Source organism: Paenibacillus sp. V4I9 (assembly GCF_030817295.1).
Lineage (GTDB): Bacteria > Bacillota > Bacilli > Paenibacillales > NBRC-103111 > Paenibacillus_E.
The window spans coordinates 3,902,357-3,917,935 of sequence record NZ_JAUSZE010000001.1; the positions used below are offsets into that span (position 1 = coordinate 3,902,357).

Here is a 15,579-nt window from a genome sequence, read left to right on the forward strand (position 1 = left end):
AACAAAATAAAGCCGCCGGTCGTTGTTGCGGCAGCTTCATGTAATTATTTATTGAACTCTTGTTTCCGTTAGTTCAATATCCTTATAAGATACTACTTACGAGGCTACCCCGAGATCGTTTAATATCTTCATGATTTTTAATTGTAAAACGTAACAATTACTGTCTAGTAGGGGGGTAATTTTACGAATAATACTAATCATTGTCGTCTTCAGTATTATTTTATCAGCATGCGGAAGCAGATCAAGCATGTATCTAAACGAAGATCAACATTGGGAAGGACACGACATGAACAGCTTTAAGACGTTTCATGTCGCACTTCCGTTACAGAAACTTAAAAGCTTATCAAATAGTCAAAACCATCCATACCTTGTTTTTGCAAATCCTGCACCACAAGCTTCGCAAGGACAGTGGCGCCCTTGCGATTAAAGTGCAACCAATCACCAGTCTTATAAAGAAGATCCGTTTCTGCCGGCCCTATCGAAGTAAAGTAAGCTGAGCTTAGAACATTAAGATCCACAAGTCCGACATTTTGTTCTTGCGATAAAGCAATGGTCGCGTGCCTATAGGAATCATCTTCGGCATAGTGCACCAGGTTGACTCCATCCGTAGTCCAGCTTATGGCCCGCCCTTGAGGGGGCACTAAGACGACTGTCGCCCCTTTTGCTTTCATCGCCTCAACAATTTGCCGCATATATATTGTGAATTGACCTTCAGAATACTTTTTCTCATCATTGATACCCATTTCAAACAGGAAATAATCGCCCCTTTTAATGTATTTCAGGATTGTATCCAGCGATCCGCCTTCCAAGAACCCTTTCGCAATTTGTCCGGCGGAAGCCATATTTCTAACCTGAAAGGTCTCCGGATTCACAAGCTCCGTAATGATTTGTCCCCAACCGACGAGTTCATCGGCATCCTTGGGATAATAGTTGGCTACCGTCGAATCTCCGCCGATCCATACCGTTCTGGGCATAACAGGATATTTCGACACTTTGGTGATGATGAGGGCGGCTATTGTATGGGCGTTGCCCTCTATGCCTGCAGTTACAATGAGATTCAATTGTCCGTCTGTAATGGGAATAAGAAATGAATCTTCAGGAGTGATTCCTGTTAAATTTAATAATTGGTAGACACCTTCAGCCGCTACGCTCGATCTCGATGTGTCCCCTAACATGACCTGAACCTGATAAAGACCCTTATCTAAATCAACATTGAATGTGTTAGCACTAGTTACCCCGTATTTTACAAACTGAACGGCTGTGCTTCCCACGCCTGTTCCGGATGCTGCGACATTTATTACGTCTTGAGGTGTATTAAAGCCGTACCCTTTATCGGGAGTATATGCTTCAGAAGCGTTGACTTGAATATAATCACCCGGTACTTCGGATCCTGCGCCAAAATTAAATTTGTAAACGGTTGGTGTTGACGCAGATACGGAACCGCCAATCATAAAGCTCAAACATAAGACAACAGTTAATACAGTCAGTAATACTTTTTTCATCAAAAATCCTCCTCTTCCCAGATAAAATAGGTTTCGATCGAATAGCGTAACAAATCATAATTCATTACAATAGTTTTTTCACTATCATCACATCCTCTGTGTGTGGGACGATTCGCGGAAAGCATTAATGTATGCGCTTACAATATTAAGTATAGTTGGTTAACGCAAGGAAAAACGATTGAATTTACCGTCTTTTTTGTTAAAAATTCAGAGTAAAGTTGGCCGCAACATCTTTATTTTCTTTATATGTAGAACTGGCAGGTTGTTGAAATCATTAAAGTGGCTTTTGTAGCATTCACGGAACCCGGTCTCTTGGAGGATCGAAAGTACCAAATATATCCAAAAAACTAAGAGAGCATCCTTCAGATAACGACCATTGAATTTGACCTTCGGAAACCCTTAGTCCACTTTGGCGCTTGCGGAACCTTCGCAAATTTCACCAGCTTGAGATCGTGAATAAACAGTTTTGTTTTCCACTATGAAACACCCAATTGAATGATCTGCCAGTTAATTGAGAGAACGGCAGCCCTTATGTGATATGCTCCCCATGCGGTAGACAGGTGAAATAACAAAAAGCCTGATACTGTGAGGGGAGCTTTTTCATGTCTAGAGGAAAATATAATGCTTTGGAGAAACTCGCCATTCTCGAGGAAGTATCGAACGGGGAAATTGGTTTTCTGGCAGCTGCGAAGAAATATGGGATTAATAAGACGACTCTAATGAAATGGCAGCGTCGGTACAAGACGTATGGATATGAAGGGCTGGAGCGCCGTACGCATCTTCAAAGTTATAGTACTGAGCTTAAGTTCCGAGCAGTAAAGGATTTCCTTGAGGGGGGATTGTCTCAATACCAGATCATCGATAAATACAAGATTGCTAGTACGAGACAACTTTTTAATTGGATTAAGAAGTATAATGGTTATAGCAGCTTAAAAGCCTATAAAGGGGAAGCAAAAGCTATGACACAGGGTCGCTCTACGACATGGCAAGAACGGATCGAGATTGTCCAGTATTGCCAGACCAATCAACATGATTACCATAAGACAGCGGGACAGTTTCAGGTCTCCTACCAGCAAGTATACCAATGGGTGAAGAAGTTCGAAGATGGCGGTCAGGATGCGTTAAAGGATGGCCGAGGGAGAAAGAAAGCCCCGGAAGAGTTAACGGAGGCCGATCAACAGAACCTCAAGATGAAGAAGATGGAGTACGAAATTGAGCGACTTCGGGCGGAAAATGCATTCTTAAAAAAGTTAGAGGAACTCGAAAGAAGGCGACGCTAAATCAAACACGGCAGGAAACGATTTACCTTGCCATCCAGGCGCTTCAAAAGGATGCGTCAATTAGCGTTCAACTCCTATGCGAAATTGCAGGAATTGCACGCTCAAGCTATTACAAGTGGCTCAATCGCAAACCCAGTTCTCGTGAGCAGGAGAATGAGCAGTTGACCCAGGTGATGATGACCATCTATGAGAAAGTGGAGCGTACCTTTGGATACCGTCAACTAACCCTGCATATGCGAAAACAAACCGGAAAAACCATTAACCTTAAGCGTGTAGAGCGGTTAATGAAGGTAATGGGAATCCAGTCTGTTATCCGGAGAAAGAAAAAGAAGTACACGAACGCCACGCCGCAGCAGGTGGCGGAGGAACCTACTAAACCGTAAATTCCATGCTGATGCTCCGAATGAAAAGTGGCTCACCGATGTAACGGAATTCAAGTACGGCAATGGCCAGAAAGCGTATTTAAGCGCTATTCTCGATCTTCATGATAAATCCATCGTCTCCTATGTATTAGGGCGTTCCAATAACAATCCACTTGTATTCCAGACATTGAAACTGGCCTTGCAAGCAGCCCCAGAAAGCACCGCTATGCTTCATAGCGATCGAGGCTACCAATACACCTCCTTGGGCTTTAAGAAGCTCTTGGATGAAAACAAAATGATCCAGAGCATGTCCCGTGTTGGGCGGTGCATCGATAACGGTCCAATGGAATCTTTCTGGGGGACCTTGAAATGTGAGAAATATTATTTACACACGTACCATACTTTTGAGGAACTAAAGAAGGACATTGAGGCCTATATCCACTTTTACAATGACGAACGGTTACAAGCAAAACTAAACGGCCTCAGTCCGATGGAATTTAGGACCAAGGCCGCTTAATTGACTTTTATTATTTGTACTGTCTACTTGACGGGGTGCAGTTCAATGTCGGCTGCCGTTTCTTCATGTCTATTCAGCTATCGTTCTGCGTTAGCTCAACAACACTTTGTATGGGCGTCATTGAATCTCCCCATCACAATGGTGTTATAGTATTCACCGTCGGAAAGAATTTTGTCTTTTTTTAATATGCCTTCGATTTCAAAGCCAAGCCTTTTATACAGTTCAATGGCTTTAGTGTTGGTTTCCAAGACATTCAGAGTTATCTTTTTGATGTCATTGGAGTCAGCCCAAGCAATAGACTCTTTCAGAAGATTTTTTCCGATCCCATATCCCCAAAAGTCTTTAAGTACGCATACTCCAAATTCGACTTTATGGGAAAATCTCTTGAGATAAGTTCCTTCGCATCTCGAGAACCCAACAATACGCTTATCCGCGACAGCAACCAAAAATAAGTTTCTTGGACTGAGCGTGTCCGTATGTATTAATTGTTCAAATCCAGATACATCAATGAAAGATTCGCCTCTTTCTCTGTCCAGATTCTCCGTCTCTCCATCAATTTGTAGTCTTAATTCGGATAGATCTTTCGCATAGGTTTCGATGGTAGACCTAATGGTGTAGTTCAGTCCATTCACGTGAAATTCTTTATTACTAATTATCACTTGTTTGCCCCCTATACCAATTTGAAAGAATAGCAGATGTTATATTGAACCTTCCTGCCCGTAACGTAATGGAGGCTACCGATCGTGAGGCAGCCTCCTGGTGTTATTCAACTATCGTTTCCGTTAGCGCAACGACTTACTCTGTTGAATTTCGTGTTCCTCAACATAAAGCGGCATCAGAGAAGGCGAATCGTACCTTATCGCGGCCTTTAAACGACAAAATGGTGCCGATAGCCATAGCCCCATAGCTGCAACGGAATAATGAGCCTAATCCGACAGTGCTCGCATGATGTTGGATTTCGCCTCTGCCGCAATCGCTTCATTCCCGTCATCGACCGCTTGCATCAAGATCAGTACGGGGATGTATACCGCGATCAGCCGCGCCAGCAGCTTCGTTTCCTCGTCCGCTCCTCCGTAAGTTTCGAAAAACACGCCGCGAGCGTAAGGTGGTAAAAAGCTGTAAGCAACGCTCAAATCGCAAGCCGGATGGCCTACGCTCAGATCGCCCCAATCAATGATGCCGGAAACGATCCCGTTCTCATTCACAAGCATATTTTTGAAATGAAGATCGCCATGTAGCAGTGCATTCACCGCCTCGACACGGTCCGTTTGCAGCCTGCTAATATACGCTTCGATCACACCGGACTCCTCCGGCGACAAGTGTTCAACCACCTTCGATAGAAAGCCCTCCAATTTCACTTTGCGCGATGCTATGTCCGTCAAGCTTCGATGATCTTGCTGAACTCCGCACTTCAGCGCCGCCTGCACCGGAAACTCATGCAATCTCCGCAAAAATTTCGCCAGCGTCTCTGCCGATAAAGCCCGGCGTTCTTCCGTCAAACCGATGGGGAAATCTCCTGGCACGTAGGCATAGCCAAGAAATGGTGCCGGGTATTCGTCACTTGCTTCGCCATAAAACAACGGTTTCGGATAGGGGATGGTCATATATGCCTCCAGCTTCGGCAGCAGCTTCCCTTCCATACGAATCGAGCCAACTGCAATCGTTCTTCTTGGAAACCGGAACACGTACTCGTCACCGATGAGAAAAACCGTATTGTCCCAGCCCCAGCCCAATCGCTTCACTTGCTTCGATGACAGCTGAGGGAATTGTCTGCCGATCAGCGTCCGCGCCTGCTCTTCGTTAACCTCCCACTCCGCATCCCATACATTCGTTCCTCCCATGAAATATCTGCCTCCTCGTTCCTTACTTTATTTAGACGTTTACATTCCCTGGAAGTTACGCATAACTGCCCGTTAGCTGAGAAGGCTGCCGTTATTATTGCTGTCGGCAGCCTTCTCCAAATGTTTATTAAGCTTATGTTCCGTTATCACCGATTATTTTCTTTAAATAACAATGCTTTCATTGCAAAACGAGGCAAAATTAATTGTCTTCTCCATCTAGATGGTTGATTTATTAATCGATAAAGCCATTCCACATTTAACTTCTGCCATATAACTGGTGCTCTTTTTACTGTCCCTGCAATGATATCAAGACTTCCTCCAACGCCAATAGCAACCCTAACATTTAATTTTTTTTTAAATTTATGTATCCAAAATTCAGCTTTTGGGGCTCCAAGTGCAACCACTAGAACATCGGGATTCAAGGTCGCAATCTCATCTACAATTTGTGCCTCATCCTTATGATCAAAAAAGCCATGCTGTCTACCCAAAACGGATACATTTGGGTATCTCTTACTTATTACTTCTGTTGCCTTTTTACTAGTCATCTCATTCGCGCCCAGAAGATAAAATGACCAATTTTTTCTGTTCCCTATCTCCAATAAATTAAATAGAAGATCACATCCTGTAACACGTTCGGGAAGTGGATTTCCCTTTAAACGAGAGACCATGACAATGCCTGCACCGTCCGCGGTAAGGTGACCCGCCTCATCATTATGGTACGGAGCAGTAAATCATGTTGACAAGACATGGCGATTTCTGGATTTAGTGTTACCACATGGAACAGTTCCGCTTTTTTTTTCGTTATTATTTGGTCAATAATATGGACTGTATCTTCCATAGTTATTTTTGGTACTGGAATTCCCATTATTTGCGAACAGTTCTCCATAGAATCCACCTTAGGCTTTTAACCACATTTTAACATAAAGGATTACTCCAAACTATCCTACACTTCGTATTCAAGGATAACTCTTAACTGCCTCACCGTTGGAAGTATACACCACGCTCTACTGCCCGTTAACGGAGTGAAGGACTGCCACGTAGCAGCCATTCACATATTCAACTATCGTCTCCCGTTAGTTCAATGGAACGACGATTTACTTTTCTCTAAACGTCAGTGCACGAATTGCAAATTTAGGTAAGATCAACTGTCGCTTCCATCTTGAAGGTTGTTGAATCAACCTGAAAAGCCATTCTAAGTTTAGCCGTTTCCAACTTTCTGGAGTCTCTTTTACTTTTCCTGCAATTACATCAAGACTACCTCCAACACCAATAGCAATCTTCGCATTTAATTTTGATTTATTATTATGAATCCATCTCTCTGCGAATGGTGCTCCAAGTGCAACCACTAATATATCAGGCTTTAGGTCTCCAATTTCTTCGATAATCTTATCTTCTTCAGTTTGCTTAAAGAAACCATTGTGCCTACCTAATATTGAAAGGTCAGGATACTTATTGCGAATAACCTCACAGACTTTTTCATTAGTGATAGGATCTGCACCCAGAAAATAAAATGACCATTTCTTTTGATTACCAGAATCAAGTAACCTTAACAACGTGTCGTACCCAGTAACCCTTTCGGGAAGATTTCCGCCTCTTAAACGAGACACCATTACAATTCCAATACCGTCAGCTGTAATCAGACCTGCTTCATCAACTATTGAGCGTAACGATGTATCTTTTTGACAAGCGATAACGATCTCTGGGTTAACCGTTATTACATGAAAGAGTTCGGATTTTTTCTCTTCAATAACATCAGTAAGAACCTCTATAGTTCGGTCTAACGTCATTTTTGGAAATTTAACTCCCATTACTGTAGCGTATTTCTCCATATTGGTTTGTCACCCTCATTAAGTATGTTAACCACATTTTAACATGGATTATATTACCATGCTATACTCCCCGTTACTACAACGAACAGGAGCAAATCGCCGCGGCGCCTGCTCCCGTTTATTGAGCAATTGTACTTAGTTAGAGCTTAAAAAGCACGGTTAATGTCCTTGCATCACCCAAGACCCGATCTGAAGCAATATAAATGCCCATCCAGTATACAAAACGGTATACAACCCGCCATATGCAAGACTTAAGCCAACTCGATTACGGCACGCCCTCCCTTTTAGAAAGACATATCGGTATGCCCTATAAAACAACCAATACAGCATTACACCCATGAACACGATAATCCCCCAGAGCATGTTACCGACCAAAAAAATAAGAATGAGCATCACAATCGTAATTACGATCCAGGCAATAACTGTAAGTGCGATCCCAAATAGGCCTTCTCCGGGAAACTCTACCGGAAACAGGTCGCCCGCCGAAGCAAAATCCAGTACATCCCACTTTCCAAATGGTTTCCACCCTTCCTTATATAAGGGATCATTCTGTAACCTTACTCCCCTGTACAAACCAAAGGACAGGAATGTAAAGAGTACTACAGCTAAAACGCCGGTTGTGATCTCGAGCTCTATTAAAATTGAGCGATGGCCTATGGAAAATACCAGGAATAAGGTAAGGACCATGGCAGAAAGGGATAACAGCGTCGCCATCTTCGCATTAATCACCTTATAACGTTTCAAAGATTGGCCCCCCAGTTGTTTTTTTCATACCATACGAAGCAAGCATTCACTCAGTTTCAATAGCTTGAGTTCTGCGTTAGCTTAACCGAAACGCTTTTTTAAATCAGCTAATTTCGAAAATCTCCTATCGTAATTTTGTCGTTCTAGAAGGTTATTTAACCAAAATAATGCTCTTTGTTTTTCCCCGTTTTTAAGAAATGTTTCAATGATTTTTTTAAAATTACTGCTATATTTGAATTGCTCATCTGATACTAATTCCAGTGATTGTTGGTAAAAATTTGACGCTTGATTAAATTCGTTCATTTTTGAATACAAAATCCCCAAATAAATCAAACCACTTGCCTTTTCTTTTTTAGAAAATGGTTGATTTATTGCATCCTTCATTGTTTCAATTGCTTTTTTCTTAAGAAAGAGCTGTTCATAAAAAGATGCCCTATCAACATAATGTACATATTTTTTCAAAGGTCTTATCAACGAAAAAATGCCCATTTATTAACCCATCCCCATATTAAATTCTCCCGTAATTATGTTTATGTTTTCCAAATCCTTTCTTAACTAACCTGCCCGTCCCACGGTTATTCTATATTGTTGATTCTCAACCAAAAGAAAAACCGCCTCATGATAAGGCGGTTAATTGAACTATCGTATTCGTTAGTTTAATCCTTACGCTTTGACCCGACAACCTCTCCTAAATTCGTAAGCCCCCACACTTCGGCAATCCGTTGGCTTTCCACTCGAATAAGTTCAAGAATCATTGGTTGTTTTTCAGCATCTGCTGCGGTTATTCCCCGTATACTAGTGCGGCTTGCGGCTTTTTCGCCTTCAACAAGCAGGTCTTCGACAACCACTCGAATATCCGGGAATCGTTCGAACATCGAAACCCATGTCTTTTTAACGGCTTCAAGCCCAGCTTGTAAGGGATGACTGTAAAAGTCTTGTGTAAAAATATCATCTACTGAGTTTATATCTCTGCTATTGAACGCTTCGTACATTCGATAAATGACCTGTTCCATTTCTTCTCTCGTCAATGAAATCCTCTCCGTTTCTCTAACCGGATACCGGTTAACTCATTCTGCTTCTGGAGTGAATCCCATCGCAATCGAAAGCCGGTTCCAACTATTGATCATCATGATTAACATCGTTAGATTGATGTACTGAGTTTCCGAAAAGTACTTCCTAACCTTTTGATACACATGATCCGGCACTTTAAGCGAGGGCAATAATGTTACATGCTCTGTAAGTTCTAATGCCGCCTTCTCCATTTCCGAGTAAAGATGGCTTTCTTCCCATGCACTGAGACAATAAAGCCTCATTTCGGATTCCCCTAATTTTCGCGCATCGGCTGCGTGATAAGAAAGGCAATATACGCAGCCGTTGATTTGCGATGCCCTGAATTTGACCAGTTCGCGAAGCTTTGGATCAAGATCAGTCGACTTAGTATACGCATCCAGCTCGCCTAGAAGCTTAAATCCTTGCGGCACTAATTTCATCACCTGATAAATATCAAACCGTGCAGACATGGAACGATCCTTCTTTCTTGATTGAATTTTAGTATTTTGCTCAGGCATACGGTTTCATCCCTTTGTCAATCCAGTCTTCGCGAGTGGGCCCCAACACAGGGGGGACTCGTAAACCAGCTTGCCGCATCAATACCGTCAATTGGCCGCGGTGGTGAATTTCGTGTCGCAATGTAAACCGCAGTGAAGCTCCATTCCGCCAATCTTCACCGGCCACGTTAACGACCTGGCCAAGCGATTCATCCGTCCATTGGCTTCCTATAGCACGCAGCATAGCTTTTCCAATACGTCGATATTCACTTGCAATCTTTGCCGCGGATAGAGGCGCGGCCTCCTCTGCCAACGGCTCGTCGAAGGATAAGCCCAGATAGGTGAGAAAATGAATAGAGCTTACGAGATGCCAAGCAATCTCTCCAAGGGTCCTCTGATTGTCCGAGACAATTTGGGTGAGCGATTCATCTGTCAGCGTATTTAGCACCCGTTCCGTTATTGCGGACTCCATTTCGAACTCCTTTATGAAATCATCGATTTTGGTAAACATTCCTGTTTCCCTCCAAGTTCATGATTTTCCTTTCTCGCTAATCATATCTCGCAATCGCTGACAGTTACGGTCAGTATTTCTGTACAGGTTTTCTTTCGGCCGCAATAAGAAAAAAAGAAGGGGCCGCTCCTCGACAGGAACTACCCCTTCTTTGCATGAACCTGACTTTAGATCCCTTTGCCGCCGACCGGCCGCAGCTTTATCGGTTCTGCGCCGACAATCAACGGCATGCATTTCTGGATCAATGCCAATACATTCTCATTTTGAAGAGAAGCGGCATGTGCTTTGGCGTCTCTCCAAAGTTCCGTGATCCAACCGACGTCCGGATCGTTTTCCGTCACATTGATGATATACAATTCGTAGCCTTCCATAGAATCAAACTGATCGGCCGCTTCCAGCATCGTCTGCACGAGCGCATCTCGCTGGCCCGGGTGGGTGATCAATTTTCCATACATGGCGAATTTGTTCATATCGTTCATCCTTTGCTTTCTGGGATTCGTACCGATAGCGTCGATTCGTAATGTGCCGCAATATCGCGGCTTACTTCCACAAGCCTTTCAATTAGCATGTCCGGTTCGAGAATGACCAGCGATTTCCCGTAAGGGAGAAGAAAGTAAGGAACATAGGACTTCAATGAAGGCAGGCTAAGCCTGAATAAGGCCTGTCCCTCATTACGTTCGACAAGCGTATGGCTGAATAGCCAATGCTGGCATAAGAGATCCAGCGCCTGCCCATAGCCCAGGATCTTTACTGTTATAAGAGATTCCGAATCCGAAGCGCCGGGAAGTAAGTTGAGCAGCAGAAAATCTTTTGCAGAGAACTCGGAAGGCCGCTCAAAATAACGATCGCCTGGTGCGATTCGGGAAATGCGATCCACCCTGAAGCTGCGTATCGCCTTCCGAAGGTTGCAATACCCGACGGCATACCAACTCCCTTTCCAATGTACAATGCCGTAGGGGTCGACTTCACGAATGCTGGGGGTCTCCCGCTTGCCGTTGTCGTACACCATCTCTACTGATCTGCCCCAAGCAGCTGCCTCTTCCAAAATCCGAAGCCAATCCCTTTGCTTCTCTTCGATCGGCGGATTAATGATGGAGATGCCTTCCATATGGCGCTCGATTTGATCGAGTTGTTCTTCATTCGTGTAGCGCTTCAGCTTATTAATCGCCCGATTGAGTTCTTCTTTGAACGGGTAACCCGCCTCGTGGGCGAAAGTTGAAGCGTGAACTAGCGCCTTCTGCTCTTCCATATCGAACATCAGGGGGGATTCCGTGAACTGATTGAGTATCCGATAGCCTCCGTTCGGCCCTGAGTCGGCTATAATCGGGACCCCGCTGGCGCACAACGAATCGATATATCGGTATACCGTGCGAATATGGATCTCCAGCTCGTTCGCGAGCTGCTTAGCGGTTATTCGTCTACCCGACCGGAGTAGCCACAGAATGGACAGCATATGGTCTGCTTTGGACATCGTTCGCCATTCCTTCCTTAGATGAGCTGGGTATGTTAAGGAGATGAAGGATAAATTTTTTCGCCTTTCTCAAGCATCTGGATGAACTGCCGGATCCGCTTATCTCGGGTTTCTTGTTTTTTGGCGTTGTGAATTCGAAATATGATTGCGTATTTATTTTGTCTATCAAGCGTATCGTAGAACGCCTTAGCTTGGGCATTGCGCTCCAACTCGATCGTGAAGTCCTCAGGCAGCGAGGCGATACTTTGCGATTCGTAGGCTTTATCCCAGTTCCCGTTCTTTTGGGCCTCTTCAATTGCCTTATATCCGGAAGTCTTCATTCGCCCGTTTGTGATCAGCTGTCCCGCTTTTTCTTTATTGACTTTGGACCAGATACTCTTGGCTCCGCGCGGAGTGAACCGCTGCAACCATGTTTTCTCATCTAACGCTTCTTTCTGACTGTCGACCCATCCGTAACATAAGGCAACCTCGAGCGCTTCGTTATAGGAAACCGTAACGACGCCTGAATTCTTTTTCGCAATCTGTAATCGGATGCCGGGTGAGGTATCACAATTATCGTCAAGCCAACGCTCAAAAGACAGTGGATCGGCAAAGGACATAATCGGTAAGTCACTCGATTTTTTCACCACATGAATCGCCTCCTGATCTAAGTGTATACAATTATTGCTGACAATTACAGTCAGTGATTTTCAACCGGAGATATTGGAACGAGAGCCCTTTTTTGATCAATGCTCGTAAGGGGGTAGCCCTTGGTCGCACTCTTCAAAAAAGCATATGATTATTCATAAAATGCGTGCGAGTGGGATTCAATCAAGAAGCCGAGCGATGTAATTAACCTGTGTGCCGATTGATTCTCCAAGTACGGAAAGTAGACAACACTCGATCGGCGCTAAGTTGAGTATTTTCTGTAAGAGTTCTTAATTCTTAATTATAGTAAGGACGATCGCCAGCAAGCTCCTACTCCCAACTGAGTTAAGCCTCCTCTATTCAACTATCCTGCCCGTTAACGATCGATCATTAATTAATGCTATTTATTCTCAGTACGAAAAAAAAGGGGTTACATATTAGTTATGTTTAATATGTAAACCCTTTTATTTTAATATATTTTTCTCAACTAAGGTCTTGATAATTTTCAGTCAAATACTTTATTTTCATTGAACATCTGTTGTTACTTCCCCTTCATGCCCTAGTGAAAATAGCCGTTTGCCACCACGCTCTACTGCCCTTTAGCTTAATGACAACAATGAGCAGCTGCCGTGGCGATCTGCTCCCAGGTATGATTCAACTATCGTTCCTCGTTAGCTTAGTCGGATTTTGAATTGTTGAATGAATATTCTACAGATCAATCTCCTCATCTTCAGTCCATTCTTTACTTAGCTCCGCCTTTAATTCTAAAGTAGGCTTACAAGAAACTGTAAGCCTCGCCATTGCGGTTAATTAGTGTAACCTCGTGAGCGATTTGTTTCAGAGCATATTCGGTAAGAGCAGTAACATTATTTTCACGTAAACACTGATAATAGAATGCTTTGTCCTCCACTTTGATAACAAATGGAGCAACATTTTGTGCGATAAGCACGTGGTTCATCAGAAGTCTACCTGATCGCCCATTGCCATCCAAATATGGATGTATCTTCTCATATCTCATATGGAATGACACTGCAGCTCTTACGATGTCTTCCATATTTTTCGCATACGCCAACCAACCATTGTAAAGCTGGTCAATTAAGATATTCATCTCCGTTGGAACTGAAGTGGGATCAACCGTGAGTTCGCCACCAACCATATTTTTCGTTCTTTTAAATTTACCTGATTCTTCATCGATATTCTGCATGATCTTCCGATGATATTCGTGCATCAATGAAATTGTAATGGGACTTTCTGATGTCACATCTCCCATCATGAAATGCCAACAGGCATTCAAGTTCGTGAGTTCGTGAATTTCACGAAGTGTTACTTTTCTCTTAAAATTAGGCATGATACCATCAATAAACATGCTTTTCGTTTCGTCAATTGTTACCGTATTTCCTTCTATCGCGGCGGAATGATAAATCATCCGGACAATAAGATCGTCAAAATATTCGATATCAGCAACCATCGCCTTGACAATACTGTTCATCTCGATAAACCCCCATTCCCTCTCTACTCCTAATTTTAACCATCAAACACTACCGAGGGTTGAAATAAATTTTCAATTATCAAACACAACGCTTTACATAGCCCAATCTAAAAAACTACTCTTAATGATTATCGTAGGCAATTCGATTAGGATCCTTTGTGTTCGTGCATTTGTCAAAGTGGTTAGGGGCAGAGGTTTTAATCTGTTTGTATTGAACTAGCGTTCTGCGTTAGTTTAATGGATTACTCTGAAATCAAGATACGTTAACAATTATTTTTTGATCCTATATATTATTCAATTTATACTTCGTTTTCTCTACTAGCCTTATCTTGTATTTTTTATTTAGATATCTTCCTATTGATTTCCCATCTCTGTTTAAGCAATGTGCAAATGATTAAATTTCATTTCCATCCCGTAACAAAAAGATATATTCATCCTCAGCCGGTCCTTTCCCTAAACGGAAAGTAACTGTTCCAATTTTTTGTATCGTGACCGATGTGATTTGTTGAATTTCATCAACATTGAATTCACTGACCTTGCAGAAAAAAATATATTTCGCTAACAGTCCACCATGTAGTTTCCAGTAGTACCCCTTCATGTAAAGCATGCTAATAATAAAGAACACCACGAAGAAGATTAATATAGGTTTGTTGATTCCAATCATGAAATGAACAATTATTAAAAAGATTAGAAACACCAATGGGTAAATTATAAGAGTCTTCTTGAAATTAAATTCCATCATGGAATCCCTCAACCTCATTAGTTCAGCCCCCCATTCTGAATCGATACTTTATCCATATGTTACCACATCCACATCAATTCACTTAAGATAACTGCCGTTTAGTTCAACAGCAAAAAGAGACCCAGATTGGTCGCAAGGTGGTTTGACTTTAGTGAAATAATTTATGATGCAAAAAAAGTTCTGTCTGGGAATCCTTTCCCTTCTTTATAGCATCTTGCAATAGCAGAAACGGCCCTCATGAATGTATGGTCATTTTTTGTATTAGGTACTTGCTCTAGTTCCCTAAATTCTTCAACAACCTTGTCAAATTCAATTCTTCCCATTCGTTCTTCCGTTGGACCAAATTTATAAATTACCTTCTCTGCATCATCGTACTCTTTGATCAGTATTACATATGTCGCCAAATTCCGAACCTACCTTTCGATTATCAGTTACATAATCCAGGATACGTACTTTTCCATTATCTTTTAAATATAGATGCCCGTTAGCACAAAAGGCTGCTCGCAGCAGCCTTTTTAGGTTTGTCCAACTATCGTTTCCTTTTAGCGTAATGCAGTATCGCGGCTTTATGCTCGTGTACCATAATGAATTTGTCTTTCAAGCAAACTTAATAATGGTACTTCAGATATTTTTAGCTTTTTGGGTGGTATTGGGTCGGATAAACTAATTAAATCGTTAAATGAACAAATGCTTTCCAAATGGGTTGTTAGATTGCCTGAAGTAATCAGCTCGACTAAGCCTTCGAGACCTTTTCTTGCCCCTATACGTTCGTATTCGGATATAAAACCACAACAAATAACATTTTCGAAATCATCTTCATCTATAATTAAATACTTCTTCGCGTCATTACTTACTAGAATGTCTAATTCCAAGTCTAAATTATAGAGATTCATCCCCTTATTAAAACAAGGAGAACATATATCACAATTAAAACTCCAATTAAACGGTCCTTGTTCATCAATCAAATTACCATTCTTATCAAGAGTAAGGTTTATTTCGAACCATTTATCATAAAAAAGAATAATGCCTAAAGGTAAGATTGTCACCAGCTGCATCATGGAATCTAACCTCGTAAACTATAACTTTGTCATCCCAAACTCGAATATTAGCTCTAGGA

The 15,579-nt window shown here is 42.3% G+C and carries 20 protein-coding genes; 3 read left to right on the forward strand and 17 right to left on the reverse strand.

Translation table 11 applies throughout. The features are described 5' to 3' along the window. Positions 1-332: 332 nt before the first annotated feature. Complete coding sequence (locus QFZ81_RS18360) at positions 333-1,502, reverse strand: rhamnogalacturonan acetylesterase (protein ID WP_307603910.1); 1,170 nt, start codon at positions 1,500-1,502, stop codon at positions 333-335. A gap of 602 nt (positions 1,503-2,104) precedes the next feature. On the opposite strand from QFZ81_RS18360, the gene QFZ81_RS18365 reads away from it, so the two are divergent. From QFZ81_RS18365 to QFZ81_RS18375, 3 genes are all read left to right on the forward strand, one after another. Beyond that, a complete protein-coding gene (locus tag QFZ81_RS18365; protein ID WP_307603566.1) occupies positions 2,105-2,782 on the forward strand; it encodes a helix-turn-helix domain-containing protein in 678 nt (225 codons plus the stop codon). 161 nt (positions 2,783-2,943) lie between these two features. Further along, positions 2,944-3,165: an IS3 family transposase gene (locus QFZ81_RS18370; protein WP_307603912.1), complete on the forward strand. Its 222-nt coding sequence runs from the start codon at positions 2,944-2,946 to the stop codon at positions 3,163-3,165. Then, positions 3,089-3,661, forward strand: a complete 573-nt coding sequence (locus tag QFZ81_RS18375; RefSeq protein WP_307606952.1) for an IS3 family transposase — start codon at positions 3,089-3,091, stop codon at positions 3,659-3,661. The genes QFZ81_RS18370 and QFZ81_RS18375 overlap by 77 nt, the downstream gene beginning before the upstream one ends. 95 nt (positions 3,662-3,756) lie before the next feature. Here QFZ81_RS18375 and QFZ81_RS18380 read toward each other — a convergent pair whose 3' ends face one another. The 16 genes from QFZ81_RS18380 to QFZ81_RS18455 all read right to left on the reverse strand — a co-directional run bounded on the left by QFZ81_RS18380 (position 3,757) and on the right by QFZ81_RS18455 (position 15,520). Next, a complete protein-coding gene (locus QFZ81_RS18380) occupies positions 3,757-4,320 on the reverse strand; it encodes a GNAT family N-acetyltransferase (RefSeq protein ID WP_307603914.1) in 564 nt (187 codons plus the stop codon). A 267-nt stretch (positions 4,321-4,587) separates the two neighbouring features. After that, positions 4,588-5,502, reverse strand: a complete 915-nt coding sequence (locus tag QFZ81_RS18385) for a phosphotransferase (protein ID WP_068531634.1) — start codon at positions 5,500-5,502, stop codon at positions 4,588-4,590. Between the two features lie 146 nt (positions 5,503-5,648). Further along, the gene (locus QFZ81_RS18390) at positions 5,649-6,170 is read right to left on the reverse strand and encodes a WecB/TagA/CpsF family glycosyltransferase (protein ID WP_307603921.1); all 522 of its coding nucleotides are present in this window, start codon (positions 6,168-6,170) and stop codon (positions 5,649-5,651) included. Between the two features lie 426 nt (positions 6,171-6,596). Then, positions 6,597-7,331, reverse strand: coding sequence for a WecB/TagA/CpsF family glycosyltransferase (locus QFZ81_RS18395; protein WP_307603923.1), 735 nt, complete (start codon positions 7,329-7,331; stop codon positions 6,597-6,599). Positions 7,332-7,490: 159 nt separating this feature from the next. Next, positions 7,491-8,075, reverse strand: coding sequence for a hypothetical protein (locus tag QFZ81_RS18400; RefSeq protein WP_307603925.1), 585 nt, complete (start codon positions 8,073-8,075; stop codon positions 7,491-7,493). A gap of 81 nt (positions 8,076-8,156) precedes the next feature. Then, positions 8,157-8,564, reverse strand: a complete 408-nt coding sequence (locus QFZ81_RS18405) for a tetratricopeptide repeat protein (protein WP_307603927.1) — start codon at positions 8,562-8,564, stop codon at positions 8,157-8,159. A gap of 167 nt (positions 8,565-8,731) precedes the next feature. Further along, positions 8,732-9,103 (reverse strand): ester cyclase, encoded by a 372-nt coding sequence (locus QFZ81_RS18410; protein WP_307442998.1) that lies wholly within the window; start codon positions 9,101-9,103, stop codon positions 8,732-8,734. A 39-nt stretch (positions 9,104-9,142) separates the two neighbouring features. Continuing rightward, positions 9,143-9,595, reverse strand: a complete 453-nt coding sequence (locus QFZ81_RS18415; RefSeq protein ID WP_307449777.1) for a carboxymuconolactone decarboxylase family protein — start codon at positions 9,593-9,595, stop codon at positions 9,143-9,145. Between the two features lie 40 nt (positions 9,596-9,635). Next, the gene (locus tag QFZ81_RS18420; RefSeq protein ID WP_307442996.1) at positions 9,636-10,133 is read right to left on the reverse strand and encodes a DinB family protein; all 498 of its coding nucleotides are present in this window, start codon (positions 10,131-10,133) and stop codon (positions 9,636-9,638) included. Positions 10,134-10,300: 167 nt separating this feature from the next. Continuing rightward, positions 10,301-10,603 (reverse strand): putative quinol monooxygenase, encoded by a 303-nt coding sequence (locus tag QFZ81_RS18425; protein WP_307603929.1) that lies wholly within the window; start codon positions 10,601-10,603, stop codon positions 10,301-10,303. Positions 10,604-10,608: 5 nt separating this feature from the next. Continuing rightward, positions 10,609-11,604: a helix-turn-helix transcriptional regulator gene (locus QFZ81_RS18430; protein ID WP_307442993.1), complete on the reverse strand. Its 996-nt coding sequence runs from the start codon at positions 11,602-11,604 to the stop codon at positions 10,609-10,611. 35 nt (positions 11,605-11,639) lie between these two features. Next, entirely contained in the window at positions 11,640-12,233 is a 594-nt protein-coding gene (locus tag QFZ81_RS18435) for a YdeI/OmpD-associated family protein (protein ID WP_307603931.1), read from the reverse strand. A gap of 773 nt (positions 12,234-13,006) precedes the next feature. Beyond that, positions 13,007-13,720 carry a Fic family protein gene (locus QFZ81_RS18440; protein WP_307603933.1) on the reverse strand — a complete coding sequence of 238 codons (714 nt, stop codon included), beginning with the start codon at positions 13,718-13,720 and terminating at the stop codon, positions 13,007-13,009. Positions 13,721-14,114: 394 nt separating this feature from the next. Next, positions 14,115-14,480: a hypothetical protein gene (locus QFZ81_RS18445; RefSeq protein ID WP_307603935.1), complete on the reverse strand. Its 366-nt coding sequence runs from the start codon at positions 14,478-14,480 to the stop codon at positions 14,115-14,117. Positions 14,481-14,623: 143 nt separating this feature from the next. Continuing rightward, positions 14,624-14,866 (reverse strand): hypothetical protein, encoded by a 243-nt coding sequence (locus tag QFZ81_RS18450; RefSeq protein WP_307603937.1) that lies wholly within the window; start codon positions 14,864-14,866, stop codon positions 14,624-14,626. A gap of 162 nt (positions 14,867-15,028) precedes the next feature. Continuing rightward, positions 15,029-15,520: a ribonuclease FAU-1 family protein gene (locus QFZ81_RS18455; protein WP_307603939.1), complete on the reverse strand. Its 492-nt coding sequence runs from the start codon at positions 15,518-15,520 to the stop codon at positions 15,029-15,031. Between the last annotated feature and the right edge of the window lie 59 nt (positions 15,521-15,579).